The organism is Pseudomonas sp. R2-7-07, from assembly GCF_003852355.1.
Taxonomy (GTDB): Bacteria; Pseudomonadota; Gammaproteobacteria; order Pseudomonadales; family Pseudomonadaceae; genus Aquipseudomonas.
Window position 1 is genome coordinate 481,643 of record NZ_CP027759.1, and the last position, 13,905, is coordinate 495,547.

Consider the following 13,905-nt stretch of genomic DNA (forward strand, 5'->3'; position numbering starts at 1 on the left):
GTGGGAACAAGCCCCCTCCCACATAGGATGGCGGCGTTTTCAGAGCCTGAATTTGCCGATCAGCGTCTGCAGATCCAGGCTCAACCTCGTCAACTGAACACTCGCGGCCGCCGTTTCCTCGCTGGCGGCGGCGGTCTGTTCCGACACATCCCGCACCTTCAAGACACTGCGATTGATTTCCTCGGCCACCGCGCTTTGCTGTTCGGCGGCGGCGGCAATCTGCGGGTTCATTTCCTGGATGACCGATACCGTGCGGGCAATCGCTGCCAAGGCCTCGCCGGCGTCGCGAGTCAGGGCAACGCTGTTGTCGGTCAGGTTGCGACTGCTGTCCATGATGTCCGCGACCTGCTGGGTGCCGTTATGCAACCCCAGGATCAGCCCTTCAATCTCTTCAGCCGATTCCTGTGTGCGCTGGGCCAGGCTGCGCACTTCATCGGCGACCACGGCAAACCCTCGCCCGGCAGTGCCTGCGCGCGCCGCTTCGATGGCGGCGTTCAGGGCGAGCAGGTTGGTCTGCTGGGACACGGACTTGATAACGTCCAGCACGCTGGCGATCTTTTCGCTCTCTTTTTGCAGAGCCATCATCGCGCGGCCGGATAAGGCCATTTCACTGGCCAGGTTGCCGATTTGCTCAACCGCATGGATGACGACCTGCTCGCCGGCACCGGCCTGCTGGTCTGCTTCGTTCGCTGCAACGGACGCGCGTTCGGCATGGCGCGCCACTTCCTGGGCGGTGGCGAGCATTTCATTCATCGCCGTGGCCACTTGGTCGGTTTCATCTTTCTGATTGTTCAGCCCGTTGCGGGTCTGTTCGGTCACGGTGGATAACTGCGTCGCCGCACCGGCAATCTGCCGAGCGCTGTCACCGATGCTGCTGATCAGGCTGCGCAGGCTGCGGGTCATTTGCCCGATGCTTTGTTGCAGCTGGCCCAGTTCGTCGCGGCGCTCCACGTGGGTGTCGTGGCTCAGGTCGCCTTGAGCGACACGGTTGGCGGCAACGAGGATGTCACGCAACGGCGAGGCGATCTGGCTGGCAATCCACCACGCGGCCAGGGCGCCCAGCACTAGTGCAGCCGCCGTGACGCCAATCAGCAGCGTGCGCGTGTGGTCGGCCTCGTCATTGCGCTTGGTGTTCTGGCTCTGGCTCAGCAAGCTACTGTTCTCGCGCAACTCATTGAGCTGCTGTTCGAAGCGGTTTTGCACGGTTTCGACGTTGAGCTGGGCTTGCTTGAGCTTGAGCAGTTGTGCACGGTAGTCGTTCAGGTCGGTTTTGAGCAGTGCTGAGTCCACGGGCAGCATGAACACTGCCTTCTGTGCGATGTCCAGCGCATCCAGCGCCTGGCTTGCTGCCTCGGCATAGGCTTGCAACGACTCGGCGGCCCAGGCGGGATTCTGGGCGCGATCCTCGGCCTGCTCCATGGCTTGGCGCAGTTGCTCAATGGCGTCGAGCGCCTTTTCGTCATTCTGGTCGGGCAAGTCGCTGGCGAATTGGGCAAGGGTGTCACTGGCTTGCAGGGCGGATTTTTTGAGCGCTGGCCGGACACTCTCTCGCTGCTCGATCAACGCGGGCAGCTCCGCCAGCGCGGCCTTCAAGCCAGCCACCAGGCGTGTCGCCTCCTCATTGCGTTGCACATCGATCGGGTCTACCAATCGATGCGAAAGGTCTGCCAGGAGCTGGTCGATTTTCTCGGTCTTCTGCGTCATCTGAGCCAGGCTGGCTTCGTCCGCAAGGGTGCGGTAGACGGTGCGGTCGGCGCGCATGGCCTCCGCGTACACGGCCAGTTCGCCCAGACTCGTCAGGCTATTGGACCGATAAAGCACGGCGTTCAGGGCTTGCCAGCCCGCTGCGGCGATCATGAAACTGAGGATCAGCACTTGGCCAAAACCCAGAGCCAGCTTGAGGCGAACACTGGCGTTAACCAGTATGCGGGTCAGCCGAGAAAACATGGCACACCTCCCAATCAGAAAAAGCGTTTCGCGACAGATGAACGCTAATCCGATTCGAGGTGAGGGCTGGCTGATAACTGTGTAGGAAATTTCACAAGATGCGGCGGCCTCAATCGGCCGCCGCTCAAGTCAGTCAGATGCGGAAGCGCCCGACCAGGGTTTGCAGGTAGATGCCCAGGCGTGCCAGCTCTGCGCTGGACGCCGCCGTTTCTTCGCTGGCTGAAGAGGTTTGTTCGGAGACATCGCGCACATTCAACACGCTGCGGTTGATCTCTTCGGCCACCGCGCTTTGCTGCTCGGCGGCCGTGGCGATCTGCGAGTTCATCGCCTGGATGGTCGAAACGGTACGTGTGATGTTCTCCAATGCGCTGCCGGCGCGGCGGGTCAGTTCGACACTGCTGTCGGTCAGGCCGCGGCTATTGTCCATGATGGTCGCCACCTGCTGGGTACCGTTTTGCAGGCCGACGATCAGTTCCTCGATCTCCTCGGTGGACTTCTGTGTGCGCTGGGCCAGGCTGCGCACTTCGTCGGCTACCACGGCGAAGCCACGCCCGGCTTCACCGGCACGCGCCGCTTCAATGGCCGCGTTCAGCGCCAGCAGGTTGGTTTGCTGGGCCACGGACTTGATCACGTCGAGCACGCTGCCGATTTTGTCGCTTTCGCGCTTCAGGTCTGCCATGGCGATCGTCGAATTGCCGACTTCGGTGGCCAGGCGCTCGATCTGGGCGATGGCTTCGCCAACCACCTTGTCGCCTTCACGGGCCTGCAGGTCGGCGGCCACGGCGGCTTCCGAGGCTTCTTCGGCATTGCGCGCAACTTCCTGCACGGTAGCGGCCATCTCGTTCATGGCCGTGGCTACCTGGTCGGTCTCGATCTTCTGACTGTTGACCCCGGCGCTGGTCTGTTCGGTTACTGCCGACAACTGCTCGGCGGCGCTGGCGATTTGCGTGACGCCATCGCTGATGCCGCCAATCAACTCGCGCAGGCCCACGGTCATGCTTTGCATGGCGCGTTGCAGTTGGCCGAGTTCATCCTGGCGGGCAGATTCCAGGTTGTGGCTCAGGTCGCCCGAGGCTACGCGTTCGGCGACCTTGAGGGTTTGATTGAGCGGAATGATGATCTGGCGAGTGATGGCCCAGGCGGCGAAGAGACCAAAACTCAGTGCCAGCAGGGCAGCCAGCAGCAACAGCCGTTTGGCTTGCGCGGCATCACTGTCGCGGACCACGGTTTGCGAGGCGGTGAGTGTGCTGCTGCGGTCCAGCAGAATGTCGCCTTGGACGTTCATGAGTTTCAGCGCAGCGGCGCTGGCCACCTGCGAGTCGCGGTACTGGCTGACCGCGGCGCGGTAGGCTTGCAGCGAGGCGCTGGCCTGTTGCAGGTTGGTCGAGAATTGGTCAGGTAGCTGGCCGTCAAGGGCGGCGATTTTCTTCAGCGTATTGTCGATGGCATCCAGCGCAGGCTGCTCGGCCTCGACTTTGCCACCGTAGGTGTAACCGCGAACCTGGAACCGCGCCTGCTGGATCAGCTTGCTCAGGTCGACGATGCTGTTGAACTGGCTGACGCTGTCGCCCTGTAACAGGGCCTTTTCCACTTCGCCGACTTTGAGCACCGCGTTGTCGGCGGTATCGCCGAGTTTGCTGCGCGCGTTTTCGCGATTGGCACCTGCCTGGACCATGGCGTCGAATGCACGCTTGTACTGGTCAACCGCCGCAAGTTGGTCATCGACCAACGCGATATCGGCGGGCTGTTCAATCAGCGCCCGCGCAGTTTTCAGGCCGCTTTCCAGTTGGCCGAGAAGGCCATTGACGGTTGCCGGGCCCTGTTCGCCACGACGCATTTCAAAGTCCAGTCGCGCGATGCGCAGGTCCTTGCTCAAGTCGTTGAGGCTGGCGATGTAGCCCAGTTTGTCGCCACGGCTTATCACGCTGGAAAGCCCGGTCCAGCCGGTGAGTGTGATGATTAACGTAAGCAGCAACACCAGGCCGAAGCCTACGCCCAGTTTGGTTTTGACGCTCACATTTCCGAGCTTTTCGGCCGACCAACGATACATGCTGCGAACTCCCCTGGAACAAGGCTTGGACTTATTCACAGGCTATCGGCATGTGCACGGGATTCTGTAGCGCCACCGATTCACTGGGGGAGGAGGCTTGCCCCGATCATCATAGAGCGTCCGTGACAGGCGCCTGAGGCAGCGCCGCACCCTTGGGCCACAACATCCAGATCTGCCCCTGTTGCTTCATGTTGCCCGCCAACTCGCCCGCTGCCTCGCCTGTGCCCCAGAACAAGTCTGCCCGCACTTCGCCGGTGATTGCGCCCCCGGTGTCCTGGGCTGCGACGGGTCTGGTGATGGCTGAACCGTCAGGTTTGGTGGTCGACAGCCACAACAGGCTGCCCAGCGGAATCACCTTGCGGTCCACCGCCACGCTGTACCCCGCCGTCAATGGCACATTCAGCGACCCGCGCGGCCCTTCGTTGCTGTCGGGGCGGGCGCTGAAGAATACATAGCTGGGGTTGCTCGCCAACAACTCTGGAATACGCTGCGGATGCGCCTTGGCCCAGGCGCTGATGGCACCCATGCTCACCTCTTCTTTTTTCAGTTCGCCTTGCTCGACCAGCCAGCGGCCGATAGGGCGGTAGGGATAGCCGTTCTGGTCGCCATACCCCACGCGCAGTTGACGTCCACCGGCCAGTTGAATACGGCCAGAGCCCTGGATCTGCAGGAATTGCAGGTCCATCGGATCGGTCAGCCAGGCTATCGGCTTGGCGGTCGAGCCTTGGCCGGTGATGGTGCTGGCATCGTCATACGGCTTGAGCACGCGGCCTTCCAGGCGGCCGCGCAGGCGTTTGCCCTTGAGTTCCGGGTAGATTGCTTCCAGGTTGACGATAATAAGGTCGTCCGGCACGCCGTACACCGGCACATGCGCGGTGGCGGTTTCGGTCAGGCTGCCGGGGTAGACCGGCTCGTAGTAGCCGGTGATCAGGCCGTTCGGGGTGTTGTCGGCTGAACGCAGGCCGAATACATCCAGGCGCTCTTTAAGAAACCCGCGAACCGCCATGGCATTGCCCGGTACGCTGGCTGCCGCTGCGCAGGTCGCGCTCCAGATCGGGTCGGCCTTGAGGCGCTGACAGGCACTGCGCCAGGATTCGAAGCCCGCCAGCAAGTCGCTGTCGGAAACCGCCGGCAGCGCTTCCCACGGAGCGCTCACGTAAGTGGCGACGGCATGGGGTTTGGGCGCCTCTTCTTTGGCTGTCTCTTTGCCAGCGTCTTTGCCCACGTCGCAGCCGGCCAGCAGCGCGATCATCGGTAGAGCCCACGCCAGGCGGCTCCAGGGTTTCCAATTGACATTCATGCACGTAATTCCTGAAGCGATTGCCCGTGCTTTATCGCGCTTGGGCAACCTTGTTATTAATAGGGCTATTGGCCTTTGCGGAGGGGGCGGGGATACTGACCGCCGTTTCCGTGACCCTGAGCCACCATGACTTTAAAAAATATGACCGTTGTAGTGTTGGCCTGCCTGGCCTTGTCCGCCTGCGGCGGGGTTGACCCCAATTCCCCCCTGGGCCAGCGCAAGGCGATCTTCAAACAGATGCTCAAGACCGCCGAAGGCCTGGGCGGCATGTTGCGCGGGCGCATCCCTTTCGACGGCGCCCAGTTCGCCGACGGCGCGGTCAAGCTGGACGCGTTGTCCCATCAACCGTGGCAGCACTTCCCGAACGTGCGTGAAGCGGACCACACCAGTGCCAGGGACGAGGTGTGGCAAAAGCAGGCGCAATTCCAGCAAATGGCCCGCGACCTTGAAGCGGCCACCGGTGAATTGGTGATCGCAAGCCGGGTCCAGCCCTATAAGGCCAGCAATCTGCAACCTGCAGTGCAGAAGGTTGAAGATGCCTGCAGCGCCTGCCATAAGCAGTTTCGGGACCACTGAGCGGTTTACTGGTCGAGTTCTTCCACCGCATCCTGCAGTTCTTTGCGCGATTCGGCGAGCTTGTCCTTGCGCTTGTTGATCTTGTCCGGATCGCCTTTTTTCATGGCCTTGTCGAGGTCGGCCTGACGGCGGCTGACTTCGTGCTTGGCATCCAGCACCTTGTTTTCGCGTTCTTTCTTCAGCGATGCGTCAGTGCAGTTGGCGGTGACCTCGCTCAGGGCTTTTTCCAGGCCGGCCTGTTGGGCGCTGTTGCCATGGGCCTTGGCCTGTTCGATCTGGGTGCTGATGGCCTGGCGCTTGGCGGCGCAGCCGGTCAGTTCGGGCGCTTCGTCGGCGGCCAGCAGCGGCGTGGCCATGAAGCTTGCGACAGTCAGTAAGGCAAGAGGGGCAAGAAATTTCATATAAGGACTCCAAGTAGCATTCAGAGGGTCGGGCCGGACTCAGAAACCGTCTATACCGGCTTCACGTAATGTTTCAGCCAATGCCTGGACCTGCGGGTCGCGGAAAAAGGCGCTCAGTTGCGCTGCGCGGCCCGGGCCGATGCCGTCTGAGGCCAGCCAGGCTTGGGTGTCTTTGGCGACCAGGGTATGCCAGTCGCCCTCCAGGTTGTTGCGCGCCGCAGGCGGTACGCCCAGGGCTTTGAGCCACTGTGCAAACGGGCGTTGCCGGGCGCTGTGAATACTGTCGAGCACCCGCGCGCGGGTGCGTTCGCCGAAGCCATCAATGTTAGCAAGCTCTGCCGCATCCAGGGTCAACCAATCGAGAAAGCCTGCGATTAGACCGGCCTGGATCAATACGTTCCAGGTTTCCCGCCCCATATGTGGCAAGGCCAGGCCCTGGTTGCTGCTCAGCCAGGTGAGGCGCGAGAGCAGTTGCTCCTCGCAGCCAGGGTCCAGCTGCCAGCAGCTCAAGGCGTGAAAGTCTCGAGTATCGGGTACTGGCACTTCCACTCGGGTGTTGTTGCGCAGGATCACCTCGTCGAGCCGGGGAATGACCTGGCCGGCAAGGCTGATGGATACCTGATCGCCGGGCCGGATGTCGAGGGCCTGCCAGTTTCTCAACGAACCCGCGCTGACTCGGCTGATTTGCCGGTCATCCAGTCGCACCGGTTCCAGTTCGAGAATCGGTGTGATACGCCCGGTACGCCCGATCCTGAACTGCACTTTGCGTACCAGTGCCAGCGCTTTGGTCGCAGGGTACTTCCAGGCCACCGCCCAGTAAGGTGCGCTGGCTTGCCAACGTTTGGCGGGTGCGCGCGCAGCCTGGTGCAACACCACCCCGTCGCTGGCGAACGGCAACGGATGGTTGTACCAATGTGTACGCCAGCGCGTGGCATCGCTGATGCTGTCGATGGACTGGCTATACCGCTGGCTGTCGGTGAACCCCCAACGTGCCAGCGTGGCCAGGCGCTCGGTGAAGCTCGCCGGGCCTTCGGGCCAGGCCCAGACGAACAACCCGATCCCGCCCGCCTCGGTGTCGCTCAATTGGCGTCGGTTCATCAAGCCGGCCACTTTGCTACGCGCGTTGAGCCCGCCGTTTGCCGACTGTACGTGACCGTCGAGGCGCCAGTAGAGCTCGCCTTGCAGCACGGCGTCGACGGGCTCCGGCAGTTGCTGGACGATACCCGGCATCTTGCGCGCGGAAGCTGTCCAATCGTGACCGAGCAGGCCATCGCCGCGGCTGATGAGTTGGTGCAGCTGGCCCTTGCGATACACCAGGGTCACGGCTACCCCGTCGACCTTGGGTTGAATCCAGACGTCCTGGCGGGTGCTGAGCCACTCACCCACATCGGACGCGTCCAGCAGCTTCTCCAGGCCGGTATGCGCGACCGGGTGGCGTAGTGTGCCGCGTGAGCTTGCCAGCGGGTTGTCAGCCCTGGGTGTGGGTTGAAGGTCACATTTGCGCCAATGAGTCAGGCGTTGGCGGGCCTGGTCGTACAGTTCATCGCTGATGGGGGATTGACCCTGTCGATGGTAGACGTCATCCCACTGGCTGACCTGCCTGGACAACGTGTCGATTTGGGATCGGGCGTCCTCGGGACAGTCATCGGCCCAGGCCCAGCACGGTAGAAAGCCGATCAGGAGAACCATTAACGCGCGCATCGGGAGCATCCTTGCTCGAAAAGGGCGTTCAGCCTAAGTGATCCGCACGGCCACAAAAAAGCCCTGACCGAGCGGGGCTTTTTACCGGGTGTTTCTGCGTGCTTGAACCAGCCGTCCAACGTGTCCGGCGCGTCGTGGTTATCAGCCTCGGCCGCCCGATTTGCTGGCCCGCGTCGACTTCGGCCTCGGTTTCAACGATTTTGTTGCAACCTTTGAAAATCAAAAAGCCCCGCCGGGCGAACCTGGCGGGGCTTTGGCAGCCGCGAACGATTACAGACCGGCAGCGGTACGCAGGTCGTTGGCGCGGTCGGTTTTTTCCCAGGTGAAGGTAGTGAAGGTGTCGTCGCCGACCGTCTTCTGCGCAGGGGTACGACCGAAGTGGCCGTAGGCTGCGGTTTCCTGGTACATCGGGTGCAGCAGGTCGAGCATGGTGGTGATCGCGTAAGGGCGCAGGTCGAAGATCTCGCGCACCAGCTTGACGATCTTGTCATCGCTGATCTTGCCGGTACCAAAGGTATTCAGCGAGATCGAAGTAGGCTGGGCCACGCCGATGGCGTAGGACACCTGAATCTCGCAACGTTCAGCCAGGCCGGCGGCGACGATGTTCTTGGCCACGTAACGACCGGCGTAGGCTGCGGAACGGTCGACCTTGGATGGATCCTTGCCGGAGAACGCGCCACCACCGTGACGGGCCATGCCGCCGTAGCTGTCGACGATGATCTTGCGACCGGTCAGGCCGCAGTCGCCCACCGGGCCGCCGATGATGAACTGGCCGGTCGGGTTGATGTGGAACTGGGTGTCCTTGCTCAGCAGCTCGGCAGGCAGTACGTGCTTGACGATCAGCTCCATTACGCCTTCGCGCAGGTCTTTGTAGGAGACATCCTGGTTGTGCTGGGTGGACAGTACGACGGCGTCGATACCCACCACTTTGCCGCCTTCGTAGCGGCAGGTGACCTGGGACTTGGCGTCCGGGCGCAGCCACGGCAGCAGGCCGGATTTACGTGCTTCGGCTTGGCGCTGTACCAACTGGTGAGAGAAGGTGATCGGTGCGGGCATCAGCACCTCGGTTTCGTTGCTGGCGTAGCCGAACATCAGGCCCTGGTCGCCAGCGCCTTGATCTTCAGGCTTGGCGCGGTCGACGCCCTGGTTGATGTCGGGGGACTGCTTGCCGATGATGTTCATCACGCCGCAGGTCGCGCCGTCAAAGCCGACGTCGGAGCTGTTGTAGCCGATGTCGGTGATCACGTCGCGCACGATCTGTTCCAGGTCGACCCAGGCCGTGGTGGTGACTTCGCCGGCGATGATCGCCACGCCCGTTTTCACCAGAGTCTCGCACGCCACACGGGCGAACTTGTCTTCAGCAATGATGGCGTCCAGCACCGCGTCAGAAATCTGGTCGGCGATTTTGTCCGGATGCCCTTCAGACACGGACTCGGAGGTGAAAAGGGAGTATTCGCTCATCTCGATGTTTTCCTGATATTTACCGATGGTGAGTGTCGCCAGCCGGTCGCTGAAAATGGCGGACCTGAATCTGGAAACCATTACGTAAACCTACATAGAGGCTTTCCCCGGGAACGAGTCCCGCAGCGGTGGCCCAACGGGCCAGATCGTCCTGTTCAAAACCCAACCAGAGATCACCGCAGGCCTCCCTGGCCCAATTCTGGTTGTGGCTGCATAAATCCGTTACCAGCAGGCTGCCGCCGGGGTGCAGCAACCCGGCCATTTGCTTGAGCGCGTCGGCGGGGACGGCAAAGTGGTGCAAGACCATGTTCAGCACCACGCAATCGGCCCGCAGGCGGGTGTCGCTCAAGGCGTCGGCCAGTTGCAGGCGGACATTGCCCAACGCCTCGCGTTCACACAGCTGGCGCGCCAGTTCAAGCATCGCCGGGCTGTTGTCCAGCGCCGTCACCTGGCCAAAGCGCCGCGCCAGGTCCGGCAGGAAACCGCCGTCGCCAGGGCCGACTTCCAGGGCCGTGGCCTCATTGCTGAAGCTCAGCTTGTCCAGCAGCGCCAGTACGCTTTCGCGGTACTGGGGCAAGCCGGCGATCAGGTCTTGCTGAGCACGAAATTTCTCGGCAACCCGTGCGAAAAAATCCTGGCTGGCAGCGGCGCGTTGTCCGTGAACCTGACTGACGCGTGACTGTACGTCGCTCGGCAGGTCCAGGCTGTCCACTTCGTCGAGCAGGGCGGCGTGCAGTTTGCCGCCGAGCAGTTCGGTGTGGGGCAGGGCGCGACGGTAAAAAATTGCATTGCCTTCGCGGCGGGTCGCCACCAGGTCGGCCTGGGCCAGTACCTTCAGATGATGGCTCATGCCGGACTGGCCGATGGCGAAGATCTGCGCCAGTTCCAATACGCCGAAGGAATCGTTGGCCAGTGCGCGCAAGACGTTCAAGCGCAGCGGATCACCTGCAGCCTTGCAAAGGGCAGCCAGTTCATCGCCGTCGTCAGGACGCAGGGAGGGCACGGGTAGGTTCATAAGGCCAGCAGTCTAGTGACGGGTGGTAATCGCCGCAAGGCCAATATCAAAAAGTTTTGATATTGATCGATAAGTGGCAGTTATAAGCGGGCGCTATAACCTTTGGACGAACCGGCATCCGAGTTCTGCAAGGGATTGGCGGGCAAACCACAGGAAAAACCGCTTCAAGTGACTATCTGTCATTGCCCGCAGGCGGTGGCTGAGGGAAAATGCCGGTCCTTTTTTCCGTTTCTTTGTTCAAGCCCCCAGGAGATCAGCGATGCCCAGCCGTCGTGAGCGTGCCAACGCCATTCGTGCCCTCAGCATGGATGCCGTGCAAAAAGCCAACAGCGGCCATCCCGGTGCCCCGATGGGCATGGCGGATATCGCCGAAGTACTTTGGCGTGACTACCTGAAGCACAACCCGAGCAACCCGTCGTTCGCCGACCGTGACCGTTTCGTACTGTCCAACGGCCACGGCTCGATGCTGATCTACTCGCTGCTGCACCTGAGCGGCTACGACGTCACCATCGATGACCTCAAGAGCTTCCGCCAGTTGCACAGCCGCACCCCGGGCCACCCGGAATTCGGCTACACCCCAGGCGTCGAGACCACCACCGGTCCCCTGGGCCAGGGCCTCGCTAACGCGGTTGGCTTCGCGCTGGCTGAAAAAGTCTTGGGCGCGCAGTTCAACCGCCCCGGCCACGATATCGTCGATCACCACACCTACGTATTTTTGGGTGATGGCTGCATGATGGAAGGCATTTCCCACGAAGTCGCTTCCCTGGCCGGCACCCTGGGCCTGGGCAAGCTGATTGCCTTCTACGATGACAACGGCATTTCCATCGACGGCGAAGTCGAAGGCTGGTTCACCGATGACACCCCCAAGCGTTTCGAAGCCTACAACTGGCAGGTGATCCGCAACGTCGACGGCCACGATCCGGAAGAAATCAAGATCGCCATCGACACCGCTCGCAAGAGCGCGCAGCCGACCCTGATCTGCTGCAAGACCACCATCGGCTTCGGTTCGCCGAACAAGCAAGGCAAGGAAGACTGCCACGGCGCCCCGCTGGGTGACGCGGAAATCGCCCTGACTCGCGAAGCGCTGAAGTGGAACCACGGCCCGTTCGAGATCCCGGCCGACATCTACGCCGAGTGGGACGCCAAGGAAAAAGGCCTGGCCACCGAAGCCGAGTGGGACCAGCGCTTCGCTGCCTACTCCGCCGAGTTCCCTGAGCTTGCCAATGAGCTGGTACGCCGCCTGGCCGGTGACCTGCCGGCCGATTTCTCGGAAAAAGCCTCGGCCTACATCGCCGAAGTCGCGGCCAAGGGCGAGACCATCGCCAGCCGTAAAGCCAGCCAGAACACCCTGAACGCCTTTGGCCCTCTGCTGCCTGAGTTCCTCGGCGGTTCGGCCGACCTGGCCGGTTCCAACCTGACGTTGTGGAAAGGCTGCAAAGGCGTGTCGGCCGAAGACGCCAGCGGCAACTACATGTACTACGGCGTGCGCGAGTTCGGCATGAGCGCCATCATGAACGGCGTGTCCCTGCACGGCGGCCTGGTGCCTTACGGCGCGACCTTTCTGATGTTCATGGAGTACGCACGTAACGCGGTACGCATGGCCGCGCTGATGAAGAAGCGCGTGATCCATGTGTACACCCACGACTCCATCGGCCTGGGCGAAGACGGCCCGACGCACCAGCCGGTCGAGCAATTGACCAGCCTGCGCACCACGCCGAACCTGGATTGCTGGCGCCCTGCCGACGCGGTGGAATCCGCCGTGGCCTGGAAGCACGCGATCGAGCGCAAGGACGGCCCTTCGGCGCTGATCTTCTCGCGCCAGAACTTGCAACACCAGGTGCGTACCGACGCACAGATCGCCGACATCAGCCGTGGTGGCTACGTGCTCAAGGACTGCATCGGCGAGCCGGAGCTGATCCTGATCTCTACCGGTTCCGAAGTGGGCCTGACCGTTCAGGCGTACGACAAGCTGACCGCGCAGGGCCGCAACGTTCGCGTGGTGTCCATGCCGTGCACCAGCGTGTTCGAAGCCCAGGACGCCGGCTACAAGCAATCGGTATTGCCGTTGCAGGTCAGCGCGCGTATCGCCATTGAGGCGGCTCACGCCGACTACTGGTACAAGTACGTAGGCCTGGAAGGCCGCGTGATCGGCATGACCACCTACGGTGAGTCGGCGCCGGCGCCCGCCTTGTTCGAAGAGTTCGGTTTCACCCTGGAAAACATCCTGGGCCAGGCTGAAGAGTTGTTGGAAGACTAAGCCAGTCTGCGTTGTCTGCACTGACGCCATCGCGGGCAAGCCCACTCCCACATTTGGATTGCGGTCCAATGTGGGAGGGGGCTTGCCCGCGATGGCGTCAGAACATTCAACACCGAACTAACCTTGATCGAGAACCCCATGCCCCAACCGCGTCCCTACAAAGTTGCACTCAACGGCTACGGCCGCATTGGTCGTTGCGTCTTGCGTGCTCTGTTCGAGCGAGGGGCGACGGCAGGGTTTGAAATTGTCGCGATCAACGACTTGGCCGACATGGCCAGCATCGAATACCTGACACGCTTCGACTCCACCCATGGCCGCTTCCCTGGCGAAGTGCGGGTCGAGGGCGATTGTCTGCATATCAATGGCGACTGCGTAAAAGTACTGCGCAGTGCCACCCCCGAGGGCATCGACTGGGCGGCGCTGGGCGTCGACCTGGTGTTGGAATGCTCCGGTGCCTACCATACTCGTGCCGACGGCCAGCGTTTTCTCGATGCCGGCGCTCCGCGCGTGCTGTTTTCCCAGCCGATGGCCAGCGAAGCGGATGTGGACGCCACCGTCGTCTACGGCATCAACCAGGATTGCCTGACCGGCGCCGAGCTGCTGGTGTCCAACGCCTCGTGTACCACCAACTGCAGCGTGCCGTTGTTGCGCCTGCTGGACCAGGCGATCGGCCTGGACTACGTGTCGATCACCACGATCCACTCGGCCATGAACGACCAACCGGTGATCGACGCCTATCACCACGAGGACCTGCGCCGCACGCGCTCGGCGTTCCAGTCAGTGATTCCGGTGTCCACCGGCCTGGCGCGTGGTATCGAGCGATTGCTGCCGGAACTTGCCGGGCGAATCCAGGCCAAAGCGGTACGGGTGCCGACGGTGAACGTGTCCTGTCTGGACATCACCATGCAAACCGTGAGCGACACCGATGCGGCCGAGGTCAACCGGATATTGCGCGACGCCGCCACCAGCGGCCCGCTCAAAGGCTTGCTGGCCTACACCGAGTTGCCCCACGCCAGCTGCGATTTCAACCATGACCCGCATTCGGCGATTGTCGATGCCAGCCAGACCCGCGTTTCCGGCCCGAGGCTGGTGAACATCCTGGCCTGGTTCGACAACGAATGGGGCTTTGCCAACCGAATGCTCGATGTTGCAGAACACTATCTGCAAGTGGCTTCCAAACAACCTCAACAGTAATTC

The 13,905-nt window shown here is 62.1% G+C and carries 10 protein-coding genes and 1 pseudogene; 3 read left to right on the plus strand and 8 right to left on the minus strand.

Annotated features, from left to right (window positions below; all coding sequences use genetic code 11):
• Positions 1-39 precede the first annotated feature (39 nt).
• The 4 genes and pseudogenes from C4J86_RS02015 to C4J86_RS02025 all read right to left on the minus strand — a co-directional run bounded on the left by C4J86_RS02015 (position 40) and on the right by C4J86_RS02025 (position 5,297).
• Positions 40-1,947: a methyl-accepting chemotaxis protein gene (locus tag C4J86_RS02015; RefSeq protein ID WP_124369287.1), complete on the minus strand. Its 1,908-nt coding sequence runs from the start codon at positions 1,945-1,947 to the stop codon at positions 40-42.
• Positions 1,948-2,080: 133 nt separating this feature from the next.
• Positions 2,081-2,953 carry a methyl-accepting chemotaxis protein gene (locus C4J86_RS27285; protein ID WP_372237489.1) on the minus strand — a complete coding sequence of 291 codons (873 nt, stop codon included), beginning with the start codon at positions 2,951-2,953 and terminating at the stop codon, positions 2,081-2,083.
• Positions 2,939-3,997 (minus strand): annotated as a pseudogene (locus tag C4J86_RS27290) (methyl-accepting chemotaxis protein); the annotation flags it as partial. The gene C4J86_RS27285 and the pseudogene C4J86_RS27290, both read right to left, overlap by 15 nt.
• A 109-nt stretch (positions 3,998-4,106) precedes the next feature.
• Complete coding sequence (locus C4J86_RS02025) at positions 4,107-5,297, minus strand: murein transglycosylase A (protein ID WP_124369289.1); 1,191 nt, start codon at positions 5,295-5,297, stop codon at positions 4,107-4,109.
• Between the two features lie 126 nt (positions 5,298-5,423).
• Between C4J86_RS02025 and C4J86_RS02030 the strand changes: the two genes are divergently transcribed.
• Complete coding sequence (locus C4J86_RS02030; protein WP_124369290.1) at positions 5,424-5,873, plus strand: cytochrome c; 450 nt, start codon at positions 5,424-5,426, stop codon at positions 5,871-5,873.
• A gap of 5 nt (positions 5,874-5,878) precedes the next feature.
• Here C4J86_RS02030 and C4J86_RS02035 read toward each other — a convergent pair whose 3' ends face one another.
• The 4 genes from C4J86_RS02035 to C4J86_RS02050 form a co-directional block, all read right to left on the minus strand.
• On the minus strand, positions 5,879-6,274 hold the full coding sequence (locus C4J86_RS02035) for a DUF1090 domain-containing protein (RefSeq protein WP_124360899.1): 396 nt from the start codon (positions 6,272-6,274) through the stop codon (positions 5,879-5,881).
• Between the two features lie 39 nt (positions 6,275-6,313).
• On the minus strand, positions 6,314-7,975 hold the full coding sequence (gene ligB, locus C4J86_RS02040; protein WP_124369291.1) for an NAD-dependent DNA ligase LigB: 1,662 nt from the start codon (positions 7,973-7,975) through the stop codon (positions 6,314-6,316).
• A gap of 270 nt (positions 7,976-8,245) precedes the next feature.
• Positions 8,246-9,436, minus strand: coding sequence for a methionine adenosyltransferase (gene metK / locus C4J86_RS02045; RefSeq protein ID WP_124369292.1), 1,191 nt, complete (start codon positions 9,434-9,436; stop codon positions 8,246-8,248).
• A gap of 19 nt (positions 9,437-9,455) precedes the next feature.
• Positions 9,456-10,451, minus strand: a complete 996-nt coding sequence (locus tag C4J86_RS02050) for a metalloregulator ArsR/SmtB family transcription factor (RefSeq protein ID WP_124360903.1) — start codon at positions 10,449-10,451, stop codon at positions 9,456-9,458.
• Positions 10,452-10,710: 259 nt separating this feature from the next.
• Between C4J86_RS02050 and tkt the strand changes: the two genes are divergently transcribed.
• A complete protein-coding gene (gene tkt / locus C4J86_RS02055; RefSeq protein ID WP_124360904.1) occupies positions 10,711-12,708 on the plus strand; it encodes a transketolase in 1,998 nt (665 codons plus the stop codon).
• A 138-nt stretch (positions 12,709-12,846) separates the two neighbouring features.
• Positions 12,847-13,902, plus strand: coding sequence for an erythrose-4-phosphate dehydrogenase (epd, locus tag C4J86_RS02060; protein WP_124369293.1), 1,056 nt, complete (start codon positions 12,847-12,849; stop codon positions 13,900-13,902).
• Positions 13,903-13,905: the final 3 nt, after the last annotated feature.